The sequence below is a fragment of the Allobosea sp. 05T439 genome (assembly GCF_056396005.1).
The window spans coordinates 1-21,327 of sequence record NZ_JBFTKP010000004.1; the positions used below are offsets into that span (position 1 = coordinate 1).

Consider the following 21,327-nt stretch of genomic DNA (forward strand, 5'->3'; position numbering starts at 1 on the left):
GAAGAGCGCCGCGATATCGGCATCCAGCCCATCCTGCTTGCCGGCGCTGGTGACGAAGCCCCAGGGCGGATTGTCGCCCTGGATGCCCACGACCAGCTTGCCCTTCGCCTTGATCTCCGCCGGCGTCACCGCCAGCGCAGGCCGCAGCAACAGGCTCGGCGCCGCAAGCCCGACCGCGCCGGCCAACAGAGCCTGACGGCGGTTCAATTTCGACTTGATCATTCTCGTTCCTCCCCGGGATGGCCGTTACGGCTCTGCCGCCATTGGGCGCCTCTCGGGCGACCTTGCGAGCACATTACATCTAGCGAAGCCGTCATCAACCGATAATATCATAATCATCCGATGATATTGATTTCAGCCGTCACTCATTGGTTCTGGCGCGGAGGCTGCACGCGTCGTAGGACGGCCCTCTCGAAAAGGTGCGCGCAGGGCATGGCGGACATCGTGACGGATTTTGCAGGCGACGACATCGCGCCGATCTCGACCGGCGAACAAGCCTATGAGCGCATCCGCACGGACATCGTCTTCGGGCGTCTTCGCCCCGGCCAACGCCTGCCATTGGAAAAATTGCGGACAGCGTATGGCGTCGGGATCGGCACCCTGCGCGAAATCTTCAGCCGCCTCACTCCGGAAGGATTGATCACGGCAGAGGGACAGCGCGGTTTCCAGGTTGCGCCGTGCTCGGCCGAGGATCTGAAGGAGATCGCGGCGCTTCGGCTGCTCATCGAGAGGAGCGCCCTGGCGCAGTCATTCCAGTCCGGCGACATGGAATGGGAAGGCCGCGTCGTTGCCGCCCATCACAAGCTGGCGCGGATGGAAGCGAGCCTGCTCGCGGGCGACCGCACGCAAGCGGAGCAGTGGAAGCGCTACGACTGGGAATTTCACCAGGCCCTGGTCTCGGCCTGCGGCTCCAAGGCCCTGCTGAATGTCCATTCCGGCGTCTATGACCGTTACCTTCGGTACCAGATGGTCTTCGTGATCTTCCGCGGCGCGATTGCAGCCGAAGAGCACAAGGCGCTGCTCGGCTGTGCACTGAGGCGGGACGCTGTGGAGGCTCAGGCTATTCTGGAGCAGCACATCCAGGGCTGCCTCGACTTCGCCTTTCACAATCAACTGATCACCTGATCCAGCAGACGCCATCGGCCCGGCCGTCGCAAGGCCGTTGGCGACAGCAGCGACGGACCGGCATCCAGCGTCCGGAGATGGCGCGCATTCATGTCGCGCATGGACGGGTTTGCCGCGGCCATCGTAACCAGAACGGGTGCGACTTTGGCTCTCCTAATTCTGGCAGGTGCAAGACTTATGGCTTCCTCCGACACCTTGGCCGCGGTTTTCGATCATATCGAGGCGAACCGCGCCCCTTTCCTTGATCGTCTGATCGATTATCTGCGCCACCCGAGCATCAGTGCCGAGAATATCGGCATCGCTGAAGTCGGAGAACTGCTGGTCAAGATGCTGACCGATATCGGGCTCGAGACCGAACTGGTGCCCACCGAAGGGCACCCCATGGTCATCGGGCGTTGGGAAAAGGCGCCGGGCAAGCCCACAGTGCTGCTCTACGGCCACTATGACGTGCAGCCGCCCGATCCGCTCGACAAATGGCTCTCGCCGCCCTTCGAGCCGACGATCCGCGACGGCCGGCTCTATGCGCGCGGGGTCGGCGACAACAAGGGCCAGCATTTCGCACAGATGATGGCGATCGAATCGCATCTTAAGGTGCATGGCACGCTTCCCTGCAATGTCATCCTCCTGCTGGAAGGCGAGGAAGAGATCGGCAGCCCGCACATCGCCGACTTCGTGCGGGCCAACAAGGACAAGCTGAGGGCCGATCTCGCCGTCACGGCCGATGGTCCGCGCCATGCCAGCGGTGCGGCCGCGATCAAGTTCGGCTCACGCGGCGTGATCTCCTTCGATCTGCGCTGTCGTCACGCCAATCGGGACGTGCATTCCGGCAATTTCGGTGGCGTGGTGCCAAATCCGATCTGGACGCTCGTACACCTGCTCGGCACCATGAAGAATGCTGCGGGCGAGATCACCATCGCGGGCCTCCACGACGATATCGAGCCGCCGACACCAGAGGAACTCGCGGCTATCGAGCGCCTCCCCCGCGCCGCCGAGGCGGTGAAGCAGAGCCTGGGGCTTGATCGCCTGGACGCACCTGCCGACCGCCCCTTCTACGAGCGCCTCTGCTTTCGTCCGACACTGACCATCAACGGCTTCCACGGCGGCTATGGCGGGCCCGGCACCAAGACCGTGCTGCCGAACGAAGCTTTCGTGAAATGCGATATCCGCCTGGTCGAGGCGCAGGACCCGGAGGACATTCTGCGCAAGGTCGCGGACCATGTGGCCAAGCATGCCCCAGAGGTCGAGTTCATCGCTCAGGACAGGGGGATGCAGCCCTCGAAGACTCCCATCGCCTCGCCCTTTACGACGCCGTTGCGCCAGGCCTTTGTCAAGGCCCAGGGCGAAGAGCCACTGCTGATCCCCGCGGGGTTCGGCAGCCTGCCAGGCTATGTCTTCACCAAGATCCTCGGCATTCCCGCCTTCGTCACCCCTTACGCGAACCCCGACGAAGCGAACCATGCGCCAAATGAGAACCTGACTCTCGACTGCTTCTACAGCGGGCTTCGCACCGGCGCGGCGCTCCTGCACGAACTCGGTCAGTCGCCGGCACGCTGAACACCTGAGCCGGGCGAGCTGTAGCCCGCCCGGCCTTCACCGCAATCCACGATGACCACGGCTGGCCTCAGACGAAGATCGACTAGGCTCGGCGGACATGATTGAACCGCCGCCTGCTTCATGCGGGCTGCGGTTCAACCCTCACGTTCACGCTCGCGGCTTTCCAGGAGAACGCAATGTCCACGCCCCCCCTGAACGAGCTCGAGCAGATCGTTGGAGCCGACCATGTCCTGACCGACGCTGACGCCATCGCGCCGTTCTGCGAGGACTGGCGCGGCCGGCGACACGGACTTGCCCGCGCTGTGGTCCGGCCAGCCGACGTCCGGCAGGTCGCAGAGATCGCAGCTTGGAGCCAGCGCCACCGCGTTCCGCTGGTCCCGCAGGGCGGGAATACCGGCCTCGTCTTCGGGGGGATTCCCGATGACAGCGGCCAAGCGGTTGTCGTCCAGCTTGGCCGCATGAACCGCATCCGCGAGATCGACACCGTCAACGCCGTTGCCATCGTGGAGTCCGGCGTAGTTCTGCAGACTTTGCAGCAGCGCGCACGCGATGCCGGCCTGTTCTTTCCCGTCAGCCTCGCCGCCGAAGGCAGTTGCCAGATCGGTGGCACGATCGCCACCAATGCCGGCGGAACGGCGGTTTTGCGCTACGGCAACATGCGCGACCAGGTGCTCGGGCTGGAGGTCGTGCTGCCCGACGGCCGGGTGTGGAACGGCCTGCGCGCGTTGCGCAAGGACAACACCGGTTACGACCTGAAGCATCTCTTCATCGGTTCGGAAGGAACTCTCGGCATCGTCACCGCCGCCGTGCTGAAACTGCACGCTGCACCGCAGGCGCGCGCGACCGCCCTGGCCAGCGTCCGGGATTTCGCAGCGGCTTTGCGCCTGTTCCAGCTAGCCCGCTCGCGCGCTGCCGACGTCCTCTCTGGCTGCGAGTGCTTTACCGAGGACTGCCGCGCCCTGGTCGAAACCCATGCTCCGCATGTCACCMAACCGGCACTACGCGGCGGCGTCTATGTGCTGCTGCAACTCGATGCGGCGACGCCGGAAATTCCGCTCGAAGCGATCCTGGAGAGTGTTCTCTCCGAAGGCTTCGAGCAGGAGATCGTCGAAGACGCCGTCATCGCCCGTTCCCTGGCACAGGCCGAGCAGCTTTGGGCACTCCGCGAGAACATCACGGAAGCACAGAAGCGCGCAGGCCCCAGCTTCAGCCATGATGTCTCCACCCCGATCAGCGCCATCCCGGCTTTCGTCGATCGCTGCCTGACGGCGCTGAATGCGATCGACGCGCGCCTGCGCCCGATCGTTTTCGGCCATATCGGCGACGGCAATCTGCATTTCAATCTGTTGGCACCGGCCGGTGCCGACGCCACCGAGCGCCACGCACTGCATAAGCAGGTCGAGACGGCGCTCTATGATCTCGTCGAGGCTTTCGACGGCAGCATCAGCGCCGAGCACGGCCTGGGCGAGCTCAAGCGCGACCTCATCGAAATCTATAAGCCGCCATTCGACCTGGAGCTGATGCGAGGCGTCAAGCGCCAGTTCGACCCTGCGAACCTGATGAATCCGGGCAAGGCGGTGCGGCTGGTCTGACGCGGCCGCTCGATTTCGGGTCCGCGCGTCGCGGCATCACGGCACAATCGGAGCGGTAGCAGCAGGACGCGCGGCCCCTGCAAGGCAGCCTGCTCCGTTTGTCCTTCGTCAGGCGAATGCAACCAGCCAGACTTACTCGGCAAGCCGCGACAACACCTGATGCGCGGCCTTCACCCGCGCATCATTGGGGTAGTTCTTGTTCGCGAGCATGACGATCCCGATCTTCTTTGCCGGGACATAGGCGACGTAGCCGCCAAAGCCATTGGTCGACCCGGTCTTGTTGAGGATCACGTCGCTCCGCGGCGCCATCGGCGGCTMGATCGCAACCGCGGGGACGCCGTTCAGGATCATCTTGGCCGAGTTGCCGGCGACGAGTTTATCCAGCTCGACCGGATAGGGGTATTGCTCCCAGATCAGATCCTGGATGAGCTCGCTCGCGCGGAAATACCCGGTATGGGTCGCCCGCGCAGCGACGGCCGCCTTCCCCGGCACGGTGCCGATGCCCATGTTCACCTCCAGGAAGCGGATCATGTCGACGGCATTGGATTTGACCCCATAGGCTTCGGTCGCGAGGAGGCCCGGGGAGACCCGCATCGGCTTGTCCTCCCGGTTGTAGCCCCACGCGTAACTCTTCATTTCCGCCGCGGGGACGTTGATATAGGTCCGGCGCAGCCCGAGATCCGGGAACAATCGCCGCTCCATCAACGTCTCGAAGCTTGCTCCCATCGCCTTCGCGGTGACGACGCCGAGAAGACCAATGCTCGGGTTGGCGTAATTTCGGTATGTGCCGGGAGTGAAGCGCGGCTTCCAGGCGCGATAATAGGCCATGAGCTGCTTCTGATCCTTGACGTCGTCAGGGACCTGAAGCGGAAAGCCGCCAGCCGTATGCGTGCCGAGATCCAGCAATCGCACATCGTCCAGGGCACTGCCCTTCAACTCGGGCATGTGTTGGCTGACACTGTCGTTCAGCGACAACTTGCCCTCGATCTCGGCATAGGTCGCGAGCGTCGCCGTAAAGGTCTTGCTGATCGACCCCAGCTCGAAGAGCGTGTCCCGCGTAACAGGAACCCTGGGTTCCTTCGAGGCCAGGCCGTACTCGATGAAGTAGCGCTTTCCATCGATCGTCACGGCAACAGCCAGGCCGGGGATCCCGTGCTGCTCGATCACCGGCTTCACCGCTTCGTCGACGGCCTGGCGCACGCGGGCGTCCTGATCGGGGCCTGCGCCGTGGGCGCTGGACAGACTGCCCAGCGTGCCGGCGAGAACGCTGGCTGCCAGACCGGCGTAGAGTCGTTTGGACAAGGGCATCTCCTTCCAATTCGGAATGGGCGCCGTTTATKACCCCTTCGAACTCCCGGCAAACGATGATAAGTCGGATCAGCCATAAGTTAAATTTGGGCATCGATGGTTCGACCTTTTCTGCCACTCAACGCGTTGCGGGCGTTCGAAGCATCGGCCAGGCATCTCAGCTTCACGCGGGCCGGCATCGAACTCGCGGTGACGCAAGCCGCCGTGAGCCAGCAGGTTCGCTCTCTCGAGCAGAGATTGGGCGTTCAGTTGTTCCGCAGGCTCCCGCGCGGCCTCAGGATCACGGCAGAGGGCGAAGCCCTCCTTCCCGTCGTGAGCGATGCCTTCGATCGCCTGGCCACGACGCTCGACAGGGTTGGGTCGGGAAAKGTCCGCGAACTGCTCGTGGTCGGAGCGGTGGGCACCTTCGCGGTCGGCTGGCTGCTGCCCCGGCTCGAGGACTTCAGGCGCGCTCATCCGTTCGTCGAGCTGAGGCTCTCCACGAACAACAATCGGGTCGATCTGGCTGCCGAAGGATTGGACTTCTCCATTCGGTTCGGCAACGGCGCCTGGCACGGTCTCGATGCTACGGAGCTGTTCGAGGCGCCCCTGACGCCGCTCTGTACGCCCGAACTGGCCGCCGCCCTCCATGCGCCGCAGGATCTCGGCACGCTCACTCTGTTGCGCAGCTACCGCATGGACGAGTGGAGCCGCTGGTTTGCTGCCACTGGCGCGGACATGCCGCCCAACATTGCAGGCGCCATCGTCTTCGACTCGTCGCTCGCGATGATGGAGGCCGCCGAACAAGGGGTCGGAGTAGCCCTCGCCCCGGCTCTCATGTTCTCGCGCCAATTGCGCAACGGCTCGATCCGGCGACCGTTCCCGGCCTCGATCTCGCTTGGAAGCTATTGGCTGACCAAGCTCAAATCGCGGAAGCCGACGGCTGCCATGCTGGCCTTCGCCGACTGGATTGCGGCCCAGGAACCGGATTCTCGGAACGAGTAATTCGGCAATATGCGCCAGCAGCATTCGGCCGGCGGCCGAAGTGTCCAGGCGCCTGCATTGAAGTGCCGGCAGAGGTTCGGCGATCGCACATCGCTCTGGAACGCGATACGCGAATGGCGATCGGCCAGGCGAGCAGGACGGGCAGAGATGGCCAATTGCGGACCCCAGCCCCTGAGCTCACCGCAGGGCCTTCGTCCTTGGCTTCGAGGCCCAAAGCAATGCGAAAGGAGTGGAGCGCGAACCTGGCGCCCGCACTCAGTAGGGATGCCGGTCCTGCTTCTCATCCAGGCCTCATAGGCCTTGAGCCCGGTCTCGCGCTCGAAATTCTCGGTCACCGCGATGCAACGCGCAGACCAGGGTTTGGCAAAGTCCTCATACTGGAAGGCGTCGTCGAAGTGTCCGAACCAACTTGACCCCACCTTCACCATACGAAATCTGCCGTATTGACGGTGAGGAGATACGGCCGCAAAGCCTTGGACCGACGATCATCGACCGGACCACCCGATTCCTGCCTTTGAGGCCTGCGTGCCGTCCTTGCCTAAGAAAGCCGCCGCTGCCCTGTTGCTGACGACGGCGCTGGCGAGTGCTGCTTCAGCCCAGTCGGGCGGCCTCCTTACCGATCCCAGTATGTGGAGACCCCCCGAATACAAGGCTCAATGGGGACTCGATTATATCAATGCCGCAAACGCTTATGCGCGAGGCGTCGACGGCACGGGCATCCTGGTTGGCGTTGTGGACAGCGGAGTGTTCACCGGGCATTCCGAATTCGCAGGCCGCTTTGGGGGTGGCTACGACTATATCGCGAACACCGCTCTTGTGACCGACCCCGGAGGGCACGGCACGGGCGTCGCCTCAGTAATCGCTGCCAATCGCGACGGCATCGGCATGCATGGCGTGGCGCCAGGCGCTACGATCCTCAGCGCGCGCGTCTTTGATCAGGATGGAATTCCGGCGCCGTCTTCAGGCTTCGTTGCAGCCTACGATGGGCTCGTTGCCCGGGGGGTGCGCGTCATCAACAACAGCTGGGGCAGCTTCGATCCTGTCACGTCGGTGACGCAGAGCGAGCTTGCTCGATGGCAGGAGCTGCCGGCCTATCGTCGTGCAGTGGCATCTGGCGCCCTGTTGGTCTGGGGTACAGGGAATGACGAGCGGACCCAGCCGAGCATCGAAGCCGGCCTGCCCTATCATTTCCCGGAACTGGAGCGCGGCTGGCTGGCCGTGGTGGCCTACGGACCAGGCTACGAGCCGTTGTACACGAACCGCTGCGGCGTGGCCAAGAACTGGTGCCTGACGGCTCCCGGCGGCGGGGACTGGTGGGGCGAATTTCCAGACGATCCCATCGTCGTCGCCGACAAGAACGGCGGATACACCAAGGTCAACGGCACGTCGTTTGCAGCTCCCCATGTCTCAGGTGCAGCGGCCCTGGTCTGGCAGATGTTCCCGTTCTTCAGCGCCGATCAGGTGCGCCAGACCCTGCTCGGCACCGCCCGGGACATCGGCGCTCCCGGCGTCGACGACATATTCGGCTACGGCCTGCTCGATGTCGGCAAGGCAGTGCTCGGACCTGGCCGTTTCGATTGGGGCGATTTCGTCGTCGAGCAGCCCGGCGGCCTCGCCGTCTTCGGAAACGACATCGTCGGGACCGGCGGTCTCGTCAAACGCGGCGCGGGCGAACTCATGCTCACGGGCCACAGCTCCTATGCCGGTGCGACACGCGTCGACGGCGGCTTTCTCTCGATCATGGGCAGCATCGCCTCGCCGACCAGTATCGGTGCGGCCGGCACGCTCACTGGTTCCGGCCTGATCACGGGCTCAGTCACCAATGCCGGCACCCTCTGGGCCGGCGATAGCCGCGGCGCTGGCACGCTGACCATCAGCGGCAATTACGTGCAGCAGGCCGGTGGCATTCTGGTTCAGCAGGTCGGCCCAATCGGTGGGCGGAACCACCTTGCCGTCACCGGCACCGCCAGCCTTTCCGGCCTCGTCGCCATGGGAGGCCGGGCGCAACTCTTGCCGCGCTTCCAGACCATGCCGGTGCTCAGCGCCGGACAGGGCCTCATCGGCCGCTTCGACGGCATCGAGGGGCCGCCGGGCGATGGTTCGGCGCCCTTCATCCAGGCGAGCCTGCGTTACCAGCCGAACACGGCGCATCTCGATATCCGCACCTTGCCCTTCGATACGCCAGGCGTCTGCGCCTCGGCCAACCAATGCGCCGCCGGCGCCGCGCTCGAACGCGGCGTTGCCGGTGCGGATCAGGATCTACGCGACGTAGCGGGGTTGCTGCAGGCCGCCGGCACGCGGGATGGCGCGCGACAGGCCCTTGCCGGCCTCTCCGGCGAGGCGCATGCCAGCCTTGGTACTCTCGCCCTCGGCGGCTCTGCCCCCTTCAGTGCCATGATCTCGCAACGGCTCAGCGATCTGCGCTCCGGCCCGGCCGAACCCACCGCAACCGGCGCCGCAATGGCTTATGCATCGAGCGCCGCGGCGAGTCCCGCCGCAGCGCTGCTGAGGCGCCTGCCGTCCGGACCGGCAGCGGCCCAGAACAATGTCTGGGCGCGGGGTTATGGCATCATCGGGACGCTTGGTGGCAATGCCAATGCCGGCGGGGCCGAGTATCGCGGCGGCGGGATGATCGCCGGTTTTGACCGGCAGATCACTCCGGAAATTCTGGTCGGGCTCAGCGCTGGCTACTCCAGCACTGACGCCGAATTCCGCAACTTCTCCGGMAAGGGCGGCATCAAGGCCTATGAAGGCGCGCTCTATGGCGGCTACACACGCGGCCCGCTGCGCCTTGATGGTACCTTCGGTTATGCCCGCCTCGATTTCGAATCTGAGCGCAGCATCAGCTTCGGTGGGCTCTCTCGCCAGGCAAGGGCCGAATACGGTGGCGATCGCTTCACCGGCGCCCTCGAAGCCGGCTACGCCCTTGATCTCGGTTGGTCTAAGCTCGAGCCGCTGGCGGCACTGCGTTACAGCTATCTGCAGCAGGACGGATTCAGCGAGACCGGCGCTGGCAGCATTGGCCTGACGGCCGGCAAGCAATCCGCGGAAAGCCTCCTCGGCAGCCTGGGCCTGCGCCTGGCGAAGGAGTTCGATCTCGCCTCCAGCCGCGTCGCTGTCGAGCTTCGTGGCCGCTGGCAGCACGAGTTCCTCGACGATGCGATGGTGCTCGATACCGCCTTCATTGGGGCGCCTGCGGCCTCCTTCCCGGTCCAGGGCGCGAGAGTGGCGCGCGACAGCGCCATCCTCGGCCTGGGCCTGTCGGCACGCGCTGGCCGCTACGCCACACTGTTCGCCGACTATGATGTCCGGCTCAATGCCGACGCCACCACCCATGTATTCACCGCCGGGCTGCGCGCCACATGGTAGCGACGCGTGATTACGGCCGCTCGCGCGCTCGTGGCGCTGACGGAATCCTGCTATCGCGCTCCTCGGCTCAGAGCAGGGATTTTTAGGCGATGCAGAACGGCACTCTCTCGATCGGGATCATTGGCGCAGGCATCATGGGTGAGCGGCTGCTGCACGCCATTCTCGACCAGTCCCAGGAACTGGTGAAGGTCAGCGGCGTCTGGGATCCGGCGCCTTCGGCAATGGAGCGCATGGCCGCAACCTTCCCGCAGGTTCCGCGGCTGACTGACGCCGCAGCGGTCGTCGCCGCCAGCGACTGCGTCTATATTGCCTCGCCTCCAGCCTCCCACCTCACCCACGCGCGCGCCGCCATCAGCGCCGGCAAGAGTGTCTTTTGCGAGAAACCGCTGGCGGTCGATGTCGCCGATGCGCGCGCCTTTGTTGCGGAAGCCGGCGACAGAGGCGCGGTCAATTTCCCCTTCGCGTCCTCGCTCGCCGTAGCGACATTGATGGAGTGGATCGCACAGGGTGCGGTCGGCACTCTGTCCCGCGTCTCGATCGAAGTCGCCTTCGCGACCTGGCCGCGCCCCTGGCAGGCCGACGCCGCGGCCTGGCTGGACAGAACCCCGCAGGGCGGTTTCACCCGCGAGGTCGTGTCGCATTTCCTCTTCCTGAGCCGCAGGCTGGTTGGCCCCCTGCATGGGCTCACGGCGAGCGTGGCCTTCCCGGAGGCGGGCAAATCGGAGCGCCGGATTGAGGCCAGGTTGCTGGCCGGGGACATCCCCGTCGCGCTCAAGGGCAGTGTCGGGAGCACTGGGAAGGATGACCACAATATCTGGATGCTGGAAGGTGATAGGGGCGCGGTCCGGCTTTGCGACTGGTCGATCGCCGAACGCCGTCTGCCCGATGGCAGCTGGGAACGCGCTGCCGACGCATTGTCACAGGCGGATGCACGCCCCGTCGCACTCAGGCGCCAGCTCCAGGGTGTCATCCGCCTCACGCAGGGCGGGCCGCATCATCTCGCGACKCTGCCTGAGGCCCTGAACGTTCAGGAGATCGTCGAGGCCATCCTGGCCAGCGAGCATGGCTAGGAATGGCGTTAGGGCGCGGGCCGCGCGCCTTCCCTCGCATTCTCATCACCGGCGCAAGGCTTCCGAAACCGTCCCCGCGCACACCCGCAGCGATTGCGACGCAGTGCCCCTCTCCCCAACGGAGTGTTAGGCACTCCGCTCGCAGGCTTGTGCGGTGAGTGCTTTGGAACAGGTCATAGACGCCGCGGAAAACGCGCCCCCGGCGCCTGCGCGCGACAGTTCCTATGCAGGGCAGCGCGCGCGAGGCTTCAAGCGCCTGCGCTTCGTCTCGGGGCTGGAAGACGAATACCGCCGCTATATGCGCATCGAGCAGCGGATGAGCACGCTGGTCTGCGCGCTCACCGCGCTCGGAATCTGGCTCGTCTTCATCGCGCTCGACATCGCACGGATCGACCCGCTGACGGAATATCGGGCGCAGCGCTACGACGCCCTGGCCGCAGCCGCTCTGCGCTGGATCACGCTCGCCGTCCTGCTTTCCCTGATCTCGGTCCTCGTCGGCAAGCGTCTGCCCCGTGCCTATAACCGGCTGAGCTTCCTCGTTCTCGTGCTGATTGGAACGACGAGTGCAGTCAGCGCCAATGTCTTCAAGCTGCGCGGCCTCGCCCAGGCGGATCTGGCCGGCTTCGTCATCATCATGGCGGTGTTCCTGCCGGTCGGCCTGACCTTCCATCAAAGCGTCGCGGCAGCGATGCTGATCGCTGTCCTGAATGCTCTGCTCGGGTTCGTCATGCTCGATCCCGGCCATATCCATGAGCATATCCGGATCTCGATCCTGATGTTCTTTGCCGTCTTCGTCGGCGCGGTCGGCGCCTATCTGCGCGAATACACCCAGCGCGATCACTTCCTGCTGCGTCGGATGCTGCACAACCGCGCCATGTCCGACGCACTGACCGGTATCGGCAATCGGCGCTTCTTCGAGGAGCACGCCGCAACGGCCTTGCGCCAGGCCAGGCGCGAGCGCGCCGGTCTCGTCTTCGCCATTCTCGATGTCGATCACTTCAAGAAGTACAATGACCGCTACGGACACCAGGCCGGCGACCTGGCTCTGCGCAGCCTGGCCCGCGCGCTCGAAGCGAGATTGCGGCGGCCGATGGACATGGTTGGGCGCCTGGGAGGCGAGGAATTTGGCCTGATCCTCTATGGGGTCAGGCCTGATACGGCATGCGCCATGCTTGATAATCTCGTCCGCGCGGTCTCCTCGCTCGACATTCCCCATGACGCCTCGGACACTGCCCCTCACCTGACGGCCAGCGTCGGCGCGGCCCTCTTCGACGGCCTTGAAACACTGGAGCAAATCTACAGGCGGGCGGACGGTCTGCTTTACGTAAGCAAGGCGAAGGGCAGAGACCGGTTTACGCTTGGCTAGCGGCTGTGCAGGCGACGCGCTATGCTGGATCAGGCCCGGTTTGAACGCGTAGAACGCGCGGGCACTCCTGCGGAGGTTCCGCCATGATCAGCGCAGCCCTTCTCTCACTATCACTATCAACCGGTCTCTTCGTTCCCGTTTCCGATGGGCCGCCGCGCTTCGATGTCGTCAACACGTGCCGCGACGTCGGCCGTTCCAGCATGGGGGTCGGTCGTACCGCCCAGGCCTGCCAGGACGACGAGAACCAGGCGCGCGCGACGTTGGTACAACGCTGGTCGGCCTATCCAGCGCAGAGCCGCAACACCTGCGTCGAGAGCGCGCAACTCGGCGGCCCGCCCAGCTATGTCCAGGTCCTGACCTGCCTCGAGATGGCCCCGCGCTAGCTGCGCAAGCCTGATGATCCTGGATTGAGCATTGGCAAAGAGCGCGCTAGGCTGCTCCCGCTCCGTCACGGGAGGCTGTCATGAAGCCCGCATTCCTGACCGATGCCCAGATCGATGCCCGCGCCTTGAGCCATCGCCGCGAACTCGGCTTCCGCGACGAACAGGGCATTGATTTCATGATCCTGATGGCGCGGCTGAAGGCCCGCTACCCGAATTTTGCCTATGAACGTGTACCGGACGGCCAACTCGCCGACGCCGAGGCGCAATGGGATTCTGAGACCAAGCGCCTTCGGATCCCGGAACCCGTGTTTCTCGCGGCCCTGCGCGGCGAAAGCCGGGCGCTGATGACCATCGCCCATGAGGTCGGACATGCCCTGCTCGGCCATGAAGGCATCCTGCATCGCGCCCCTGCCGGCTCGCAGGCCGAGCGCCTMTCGGCCAAGGTCCGGGCGATGGAGTATCAGGCCCGGCGCTATGCCGCCGCCCTGCTGATCCCGAATATCGAAGCGATCCGCCATATGAGTGCGGGCGAAATGAGCGAACATTTCGGAGTCAGCATGAGCGCCGCCATGCTGCGCAAGAGCGAGTTGAAATAGCCCCGCTTGCCCGGGCTCGTCCGGCGGCCCAATCTTGCATCGAGCCGACTCGATTCAAGAAGTGAACCATGCCGCACAAGACATTGATGATCATGGCATTCCTGACTTTGACAGGAATGCCTGCGCCGGCTCTCGCGCAGCAAACCTGCGATGAGCTCTGGTATGCCCGCAACGAGATCTACAAGGCGCAGGGCTACTGCTTCCGCACCCAGCGCGGTATCGCGGCCTTTGGTAATGCCGGCTGCCAATACGACAATGCCGAGGAGCTGCCGCTGTCGAACACCCAGCGCCGCATGATCGCCGACATTCAGCGTGAAGAACGCGCGCGGCGCTGCCTGCGCTGATCTGCCGGGGCCGATAGTTGTGGAAGGCCGGCCGTATCCGGCCATCGGCCAGTTGCAGTGTGTTAGAAGCGCCGGTCCGGGAACAGGGCGGCAGACGGAGCAGCAAGACCAGAGCATGACGACGGGCATCGACATGGGCTTGACCCAGGGTGGACAACCCGCGCTGCTTGATCTCGCCGAATTGCTGGCGACGCGCCTGCTGGTCCAAGGCAATTCCGGCTCAGGAAAGTCGCATCTGCTGCGCCGGCTGCTGGAGCAAAGCGCACCGCTGGTCCAGCAAGCCGTGATTGATCCGGAGGGCGATTTCGTCTCGCTGGCCGGTCAGTTCGGCCATGTCGTGGTCGACGCCGCCTGCGGCGAGGCCGAATTGCAGCGTATCGCCATCCGCGTCCGCCAGCATCGTGTCTCGATCGTGCTCAACCTCGAGAATCTCGACGCCGACGAGCAGTTGCGCGCGACGGCCGCCTTTCTCGGCGGGCTGTTCGACGTCGATCGCAGCATGTGGTTCCCGATCCTGGTCGTCGTCGACGAGGCGCAGCTCTTCGCGCCCGTCATGGCCGGCGAAGCGTCGGACGAAGCGCGTCGCCTCTCCCTCGGCGCCATGACCAATCTGATGTGCCGCGGCCGCAAGCGCGGCCTCGCCGGGGTGATCGCGACTCAGCGTCTCGCCAAGCTTGCCAAGAACGTCGCGGCCGAGGCCTCGAACTTCCTGATGGGCCGCACCTTCCTCGATATCGACATGCAGCGCGCCTCCGACTTGCTCGGCATGGACCGGCGCCAGGCCGAGATGTTCCGCGACCTCGAGCGTGGCCAGTTCGTCGCATTGGGCCCGGCGCTGTCGAAACGCCCCTTGCCGCTCAGGATCGGCGCCGTGTCCTCGGTCGATCGCGGCAGTGCGCCCGGCCTGATGCCCCTGCCCGAACAGGCCCCGGAGGATGCGAGCAAGCTCATTTTCGAAGCGGGCGAGAACGAACCTCCCGTCACCTCCTGGGTCCCGCGTCCCACGCCGCGGCCGCGCCCGGCAGCCAATGAAGTGCTCCGCCAGATCGAGAGCTATCGCCCTGCCCCCGCCGTCGAGCCGGAGCCCGAGATTCCGATGGAACCGGAAGAGCGCGAGGCGATCATGACCGAGATCCTGCGCGATCTGATGGAGGACCCGGAAACGCGGAGCCGCCAGGTCGCCGTGGTCTATCAGGACTTTACGGTGCGCTGCCGCATGCGCCGCGTCGGTCAATCCTCGCTCAGCCTCGATGACTTCCGCCGGCGGCTTGCCGTAGCCCGCGCAGGCGCGAGTGAGGACATCACGGCGTCCCATGCCTGGCAGGTCTCGCTCGACGCCGCAGCCACCCTGCCGGACGACCTCCAGAGCCTGTTTCTCTACATTGCCCGCACCGCGATCGAGGGCGCTCCCGCCCCGACCGACGCCGAACTCGCCGAGGTCTATGGCAGCCATTCGCCGGGCCGCGCCCGCCGCGTTCTGGGTTATATCGAGGAGCGTGGGCTCCTCGTCTGCCATGTCGATTTTCGCGGCCAACGCACGCTGGCATTGCCGACGATCGGCGTCGAGACTGCGCCAGGCCAGGCGCAGCCGCGCAGCACCAAGGGGATGCCGCGCGGTCTCAGGGCCTGACCCGCGGCTCAGTGGCCCTTGCCGGCCGGCAGAGTGATCTTGTCGACCCAGGCGATCCCCATGGCCGAGAAGATGAAGACGACGTGGATCACCGTCTGCAGGATGACCCCGGTCTCGGTGTAATTCGTCACCCGCCCCGTATTGCCGATATTGCCGGCCTCGATGAAGGTCCTGAGCAGGTGGATAGACGAGATGCCGATGATCGCCATAGCGAGCTTGATCTTCAGGACGCTMGCATTGACATGGCTCAGCCATTCCGGCTGATCGGGGTGACCATGGAGCTTCAGGCGCGAAACGAATGTCTCGTAGCCGCCCACGATGACCATGATCAGCAGGTTGGAGATCATCACCACATCGATCAGCCCGAGGACGACCAGCATGATCTGCTGCTCGCCGAACTGCGTCGCATGTGTAACGAGGTGGACCAGTTCCTTCAGGAACAGGAAGACATAGACGCATTGCGCGACGATGAGGCCGAGATAGAGCGGCACCTGCAGCCAGCGCGAGCCGAAAATGATCATCGGCAACGGCTTCATCGCCTCGGCAGGGGGCAGCGTCGGGTTCTGGTGCAGCATAGAGTGGTTCCGGATGCGGGAAGGGATCGTGTTGCGAAGCAACATCATGCCGTCGCTAGATGGTGCGGAAGCGCCTGCGAKACAAGCGCCAATCCTGAGCCGAACTTTGCATCGAAATGCTGAAATGCGATGACGAAGCGCCGTAAGGATGAAATTTCACGGATCTTGACGGTCGGGGCTTTCACGCCGTCGCCTTGCACTATAAAACTGCCATGGATTGGAGGAACACTGGCGTTCCTCTCACGTTCGAGAGGAAAGGAGAAAGTTTCGTCATGATCAAGACCCTCGCCATCGCCACCGCGCTGCTAGGAGGCGTCGTTCTGACCGCCCCGGCGAGCGCCGCGCCGTTGAGCGCGACGACTGGCTCAGCAGCGGCTGTCGCCGAATCGGGCAAGGATCTGATTCAGAGCGTGCAGTACCGGAGATATTACGGCMCCGGCTACGGCTACCGCGGCGGCTATTATCGCGGCGGACGCGGTGCGGCCGTCGGTGCCGGCATTGCAGCGGGCGCCATCGGCGCACTGGCAGCTGGCGCATTGCTTGCGCCTGGTCCGGTCTACGCCGCTCCGGCCCCTGTCTACKGCGGCCCCGTCTATGGTGGCCCGGTTTATGCCTCCCCGGATGCCGATGCAGTCGCCTATTGCGCGCGCCGGTTCCGCAGCTACGACCCCGAGACCGGAACCTATATCGGCGCGGGCGGCGTGGTGCGCGCCTGTCCCTGAGCGCTGACGCGCATTCAGCGCCACGACATCGAGCCTCTCCATGGCGACATGGGGAGGTTTTTGATGGGGAGATGTGCTGTTTGGGCACGGATACTGACGCCATTTGGCATGACCGGCACCACTGCAGGGTTGTCAGCGGCCGATCTCTGACGCTTATTCAGCCCTCGACCTGACTCGGAGCCAGCCCGTTGCGCATTGCCACCTGGAACGTCAATTCGGTCCGCCAGCGGCTTGGCCATCTGCTCGATTTCCTCAGGGAATCCGAGCCCGACGCCCTATGCCTGCAGGAGCTGAAATGCGTCGACGGGGATTTCCCGCGGCGCGAAATCGAGGAGGCCGGCTGGCAGGTCGAGACCCATGGCCAGAAGACCTTCAACGGCGTCGCGATTCTCAGCCGCGCCAGGCTCGAGGATGTCCGCCGCGGCTTGCCGGGAGACGATGCCGACGAGCAGGCTCGCTATCTCGAGGGCGTGCTGGCCTATGCCGGTGGCGTAGTCCGTATCGCCTCGATCTACCTGCCGAACGGCAATCCGCCCAATACCGAGAAATATCCCTATAAGCTTGGCTGGATGCGCCGCCTGACCACCCATGCGCAAATGCTGCTTGCCCAGGAAGAGCCGCTGGTCCTGGCCGGCGATTACAACGTCATCCCCGAGCCACGCGATGCACGCGACCCCGCGGCCTGGGTCGATGACGCGCTGTTCCTCCCGCAGACCCGGGCCGCCTTCCGCGGGCTCGTTAATCTCGGTTTCACCGAAGCGCTGCGCTCGACCACGGATTCCGGCGGGCTTTACACCTTCTGGGATTATCAGGCTGGCGCCTGGCAGCGGAACAACGGCATCCGGATCGACCATCTGCTGCTTTCGCCGCACGCTGCAGACAGGCTTGCCGCTGTCTCGATCGCCAAACATGTCCGCGGCTGGGACAAGCCGTCGGATCATGTGCCGGTCATCGTGGAGTTGAAGGCAGCGTGATCAGCGCGTCCTTGCGCGGCTATTGCCCGGACCAAGCGTCGTCCGCGTCGCATGGAACGGCTTGTCAGTAGCAGACCAATACGCGGCGAGCGACGGCGTAACCCCACTGGTCGTAGTGCTGCTGCCACGCATAGTAGCAGCCGTCATTGTAATAGGTGTTGTAGTAATAGGGCGCCCCGACGCCGAATGCGAAGGCCGGGCCGACGAAGAACCGGTTATGGTTGAACCGCTGTTGGTGGAAGAAAACCGACCGACCGGCAAAGACTGGGCGGGCAAAACCGGGATGGGCGAAACCGCCCCCTCCGAAGCCAGCCATTCGGCCGCCGCCGCCGTGGAAGGCCATGTGGAAGCCTCCGCCACCCTGGAAGCCGCCGCCGCCGCCGAACCGCGCCTCGGCTGGCGCCGACCATGCGATGACACCGACTGCCATGACCGCGGCGAAAGCAGCGGCAGTCGTCTTGGTGATGCTGAGCATTGAGGTCATGACGAATCTCCCATCAAGTGAGCCTCGCCTTGCGGTGAATCTCCGCCTTACCGCATGAACATACGATGAACATTGATCCGTGTTCAGGCCTCGGACAAGCCGGCGCCATCACATCTCGGTGTGCGCCCGTTTCGCCCGGCGCGGCCCGCTTCCGGAATTGTGCGGCCGCCGAAGAGCAGACGGCGCGCGCCAGAAAACCGGCGCGGTTCGCGGCAGCTCCGACTGGCGACATCCGGAGCCGGGGCGCGAGCAACGGTTTTCCCACGCAACGACAAGGCGAGGATGTATGCAGGGCTGAAGGAGAGAGCGATGCGGTGGGCACGGCAGGGCGTACTTGCCCGCCATGCGTTACGCCGCCGCGTGGGGCGGCCAGAGACGTCGGTGTACGGCTTTCAGCGTTCGCTGGAGCGGCCTGCAACCTGCTGGCGCTCAACCAGCGATAGCGCCGCGTTGCGGTCACTCACGGAAGCCGCAGCGAAGGCCGCGTCATAGCGCTCGAAGATCCAGGCTTCACGCGCCGGATCGGCAGCATCGCGTGCCAGAGCCAGCCACATCAGCCCTTGTGAGACCTGACGCGGAACGCCATCGCTGCCACGAACCAGCATGTCGCCAAAAACGGCACGCGCCGGCACATGCCCCTTCTCGGCTGCAAGCTTCATCCAGCGCGCTGCCTGCCGCTGGTCGCGGCCGGTGCCCTGCCCGTTCATGTAGAGCCGGGCAAGATTGTACTGCCCGTCGGGATCGCCGAAATAGGATGCGGCATAGTGGAACATATCGAAGGCCCGGTCGATATTGGGCTTCACATAGGAGCCCTTGATGCCGTCCGTGAAATAGCTGCCGAGCGCTACGAAGGCGCTGCCAACGATACGCCCGTCGGCCGTGCCGGGAATCGCATCGGCATTCTCGTCCGCAATCTTCGAGAAGTACTCGAAGGCCTTCAGATCATTGCTGGGAACGCCTTCGCCACCGGCATACATCCGGCCGAGCTTGTACTGGGCAGTGAGGTGGCCGTGAGCCGCGGCATATTCGAGCGCGCGCACGGCGCCGGCCTGATCACCAGCCGTCGAATCGCGCATCCAGGCCTTCAGCGCATCGCGCGCGCTGGCGAAGGGCGCCAACGGCAGCGCGGCATGCGCGGCGGGAGCGTTCGGCGCAGGCGCCAGCACGCGGCCATTGGGGAGGGCCTGCAGGCCCGCGGGAGGCGGCCCCTCGGGCTCCGGCAGCGGAGCGCCCGGAATCGAGCGCGGCGGGATCGGTGCCCGGCCCATGACATCCTGCGACCAGGCTGCCGACTGGCAGCCCAGGATCAGGAATGTTCCAGCTATGATGGTCTCAGATATCCGCATAGCAATGGGTTTCTGCCGCCCCTCCTGGGTGGGTCACGGCCCCGCCCTTGGCGGAGCCGACCGTTTGCGCGTATTTCCACAGCGCGCCCGAATTGTAGTCGGTCCTGCGCGGTTTCCAGGCCTTACGACGCTCCTCAAGTTCGGCATCAGAAAGGCGGCACGCGAGCTTTCCTGTGATGGCATCGAGCTCGATAATGTCACCATCGCGGATGAGGCCGATCGGCCCGCCAACGGCGGCTTCGGGGCCGACATGGCCGACGCAGAAACCGCGGGTCGCGCCGGAGAATCGCCCGTCCGTGATCAGCGCGACCTTGTCGCCCATGCCCTGGCCGTAGAGGGCCGCGGTCGTCGACAGCATCTCGCGCATGCCGGGGCCGCCCTTGGGGCCCTCGTAGCGGATGACCAGCACGTCGCCGACCTTGTACTCGCGATTGGTGACGGCCCTGAAGGCGTCCTCCTCGCAGTCGAAGCAGCGGGCCGGCCCGGTGAAGACCAGGCTCTCGKCCGGCATGCCCGCGATCTTCACGATCGCGCCCTCAGGGGCGAGATTGCCCTGCAAACCGACGACACCGCCATTGTCGGACAACGGCTTGTTGGCGGGGCGGATTACGTCCTGCTCATCGTTCCACTTCACCGAAGCGAGGTTTTCGGCAATCGTGCGGCCGGTCACGGTCATGCAGTCGCCATGCAGGTAGCCATGGTCGAGCAGGGTCTTCATCAACAGCGGAATGCCGCCGACTTCGAACATGTCCTTGGCGACATATTTCCCACCTGGCTTCAGGTCGGCGATGTAGGGGGTCTTCTTGAAGATCTCGGCGACGGCGAAGAGATCGAAATCGATGCCGCATTCATGTGCGATCGCCGGCAGGTGCAGCGCACCATTGGTCGAGCCGCCCGAGGCCGCCACGACCATGGCCGCATTCTCCAACGCCTTGCGGGTGACGATGTCGCGCGGGCGGATGTTCCTGGCGATCAGCTCCATCACCATCTCGCCGGCGGTGTAGCAGAAGGTGTCGCGCACATCGTAGGGCGCAGGCGCGCCACAGGAATAGGGCAGCGCAAGGCCGATAGCMTCGGCAACCGTCGCCATGGTGTTGGCGGTGAACTGGGCGCCGCAGGAGCCCGAGGACGGGCAGGCTGCCTCCTCCAGTTCCTTCAGGTCCTCGTCCGACATGGCGCCGACGGAGTGTTTGCCGACGGCCTCGAACACGTCCTGGACGGTGACCGGCTTGCCCTTGAAGGTGCCCGGCAGGATCGAGCCGCCATAGATGAAGATCGACGGCACGTTGAGGCGAACCATCGCCATCATCATGCCCGGAAGCGACTTGTCGCAACCGGCAAGGCCGACCAGCGCGTCATAGCAATGGCCACGCATGGTGAGCTCGACCGAGTCGGCGATGCATTCGCGCGAGGCCAGCGACGACTTCATGCCCTGGTGGCCCATGGCGATGCCGTCGGTCACCGTGATGGTGCAGAACTCGCGCGGCGTGCCCGCGGCCGAAGCAACGCCCTTCTTGACGGCCTGGGCCTGGCGCATCAGCGAAATATTGCAGGGAGCCGCCTCGTTCCAGCAGGACGCAACGCCGACGAAGGGCTGCGCGATCTGCTTCGAGGTCATCCCCATCGCATAGTAGTAGGAACGATGCGGAGCGCGCGCCGGCCCGACGCTGACATGCCGGCTGGGTAGCTTCGACTTATCGAAAACGCGCGCGTCCATTCTACCTGTCCTCGCTCCACCCTGCGCTTGCAGTGCGCGGCAGATGTGCCACGCAGCCCGCGCCAGGCGCAACGTTCAGTCTCTTTGCAGGCTCGGGAAGGACATAATCTTCCAACCGGACAAACCCGACTTTAAATCATCTAAATCTCAGTGACTTAACGTCCCTCTTTGCTGGGGGCGCTTTGTGG

At 64.8% G+C, this 21,327-nt stretch carries 18 protein-coding genes and 1 pseudogene; 13 read left to right on the top strand and 6 right to left on the bottom strand.

Annotation, left to right across the window (positions count from 1 at the left end):
- Positions 1 to 222, bottom strand: a pseudogene (locus AC1DIO_RS05560) (transporter substrate-binding domain-containing protein); the annotation flags it as partial.
- Positions 223 to 432: 210 nt separating this feature from the next.
- Between AC1DIO_RS05560 and AC1DIO_RS05565 the strand changes: the two are divergent.
- From AC1DIO_RS05565 to AC1DIO_RS05575, 3 genes are all read left to right on the top strand, one after another.
- The gene (locus AC1DIO_RS05565) at positions 433 to 1,125 is read left to right on the top strand and encodes a GntR family transcriptional regulator (RefSeq protein ID WP_441489910.1); all 693 of its coding nucleotides are present in this window, start codon (positions 433 to 435) and stop codon (positions 1,123 to 1,125) included.
- 177 nt (positions 1,126 to 1,302) lie between these two features.
- Positions 1,303 to 2,679: a M20/M25/M40 family metallo-hydrolase gene (locus AC1DIO_RS05570; RefSeq protein ID WP_476776340.1), complete on the top strand. Its 1,377-nt coding sequence runs from the start codon at positions 1,303 to 1,305 to the stop codon at positions 2,677 to 2,679.
- A 176-nt stretch (positions 2,680 to 2,855) separates the two neighbouring features.
- A complete protein-coding gene (locus tag AC1DIO_RS05575; RefSeq protein WP_476853221.1) occupies positions 2,856 to 4,271 on the top strand; it encodes an FAD-binding oxidoreductase in 1,416 nt (471 codons plus the stop codon).
- A 132-nt stretch (positions 4,272 to 4,403) separates the two neighbouring features.
- Here AC1DIO_RS05575 and ampC read toward each other — a convergent pair whose 3' ends face one another.
- Positions 4,404 to 5,579: a class C beta-lactamase gene (gene ampC / locus AC1DIO_RS05580; protein WP_476853222.1), complete on the bottom strand. Its 1,176-nt coding sequence runs from the start codon at positions 5,577 to 5,579 to the stop codon at positions 4,404 to 4,406.
- A 96-nt stretch (positions 5,580 to 5,675) separates the two neighbouring features.
- Here ampC and AC1DIO_RS05585 point away from each other — a divergent pair, with 96 nt between their 5' ends.
- From AC1DIO_RS05585 to AC1DIO_RS05620, 8 genes are all read left to right on the top strand, one after another.
- Entirely contained in the window at positions 5,676 to 6,563 is an 888-nt protein-coding gene (locus AC1DIO_RS05585) for a LysR family transcriptional regulator (protein ID WP_476853223.1), read from the top strand.
- Between the two features lie 525 nt (positions 6,564 to 7,088).
- A complete protein-coding gene (locus tag AC1DIO_RS05590; RefSeq protein ID WP_441505818.1) occupies positions 7,089 to 9,932 on the top strand; it encodes an autotransporter domain-containing protein in 2,844 nt (947 codons plus the stop codon).
- Positions 9,933 to 10,021: 89 nt separating this feature from the next.
- A complete protein-coding gene (locus tag AC1DIO_RS05595) occupies positions 10,022 to 11,002 on the top strand; it encodes a Gfo/Idh/MocA family protein (RefSeq protein WP_441505819.1) in 981 nt (326 codons plus the stop codon).
- 154 nt (positions 11,003 to 11,156) lie between these two features.
- Entirely contained in the window at positions 11,157 to 12,368 is a 1,212-nt protein-coding gene (locus AC1DIO_RS05600) for a GGDEF domain-containing protein (protein ID WP_441505820.1), read from the top strand.
- An 83-nt stretch (positions 12,369 to 12,451) separates the two neighbouring features.
- Positions 12,452 to 12,751, top strand: coding sequence for a hypothetical protein (locus AC1DIO_RS05605; RefSeq protein WP_441489902.1), 300 nt, complete (start codon positions 12,452 to 12,454; stop codon positions 12,749 to 12,751).
- Between the two features lie 80 nt (positions 12,752 to 12,831).
- The gene (locus tag AC1DIO_RS05610; RefSeq protein ID WP_441489901.1) at positions 12,832 to 13,347 is read left to right on the top strand and encodes an ImmA/IrrE family metallo-endopeptidase; all 516 of its coding nucleotides are present in this window, start codon (positions 12,832 to 12,834) and stop codon (positions 13,345 to 13,347) included.
- Positions 13,348 to 13,415: 68 nt separating this feature from the next.
- Positions 13,416 to 13,691 carry a YARHG domain-containing protein gene (locus tag AC1DIO_RS05615; RefSeq protein WP_441489900.1) on the top strand — a complete coding sequence of 92 codons (276 nt, stop codon included), beginning with the start codon at positions 13,416 to 13,418 and terminating at the stop codon, positions 13,689 to 13,691.
- Between the two features lie 115 nt (positions 13,692 to 13,806).
- Complete coding sequence (locus tag AC1DIO_RS05620; protein WP_069880451.1) at positions 13,807 to 15,321, top strand: helicase HerA domain-containing protein; 1,515 nt, start codon at positions 13,807 to 13,809, stop codon at positions 15,319 to 15,321.
- Between the two features lie 8 nt (positions 15,322 to 15,329).
- On the opposite strand, the gene AC1DIO_RS05625 is transcribed toward AC1DIO_RS05620, so the two are convergent.
- Positions 15,330 to 15,896 carry a TIGR00645 family protein gene (locus tag AC1DIO_RS05625; protein ID WP_441489899.1) on the bottom strand — a complete coding sequence of 189 codons (567 nt, stop codon included), beginning with the start codon at positions 15,894 to 15,896 and terminating at the stop codon, positions 15,330 to 15,332.
- Positions 15,897 to 16,168: 272 nt separating this feature from the next.
- Here AC1DIO_RS05625 and AC1DIO_RS05630 point away from each other — a divergent pair, with 272 nt between their 5' ends.
- Together AC1DIO_RS05630 and xth are read left to right on the top strand one after the other, a co-directional pair.
- Positions 16,169 to 16,618: a BA14K family protein gene (locus AC1DIO_RS05630; protein ID WP_476853224.1), complete on the top strand. Its 450-nt coding sequence runs from the start codon at positions 16,169 to 16,171 to the stop codon at positions 16,616 to 16,618.
- A 188-nt stretch (positions 16,619 to 16,806) separates the two neighbouring features.
- Entirely contained in the window at positions 16,807 to 17,592 is a 786-nt protein-coding gene (gene xth / locus AC1DIO_RS05635; RefSeq protein ID WP_441505822.1) for an exodeoxyribonuclease III, read from the top strand.
- 64 nt (positions 17,593 to 17,656) lie between these two features.
- Here xth and AC1DIO_RS05640 read toward each other — a convergent pair whose 3' ends face one another.
- The 3 genes from AC1DIO_RS05640 to ilvD all read right to left on the bottom strand — a co-directional run bounded on the left by AC1DIO_RS05640 (position 17,657) and on the right by ilvD (position 21,139).
- Positions 17,657 to 18,076: a hypothetical protein gene (locus AC1DIO_RS05640; RefSeq protein ID WP_476853225.1), complete on the bottom strand. Its 420-nt coding sequence runs from the start codon at positions 18,074 to 18,076 to the stop codon at positions 17,657 to 17,659.
- 392 nt (positions 18,077 to 18,468) lie between these two features.
- Positions 18,469 to 19,422 carry a tetratricopeptide repeat protein gene (locus AC1DIO_RS05645; RefSeq protein WP_441505824.1) on the bottom strand — a complete coding sequence of 318 codons (954 nt, stop codon included), beginning with the start codon at positions 19,420 to 19,422 and terminating at the stop codon, positions 18,469 to 18,471.
- Positions 19,409 to 21,139, bottom strand: a complete 1,731-nt coding sequence (ilvD, locus tag AC1DIO_RS05650; RefSeq protein WP_476853226.1) for a dihydroxy-acid dehydratase — start codon at positions 21,137 to 21,139, stop codon at positions 19,409 to 19,411. The genes AC1DIO_RS05645 and ilvD overlap by 14 nt, the downstream gene beginning before the upstream one ends.
- Positions 21,140 to 21,327 lie beyond the last annotated feature (188 nt).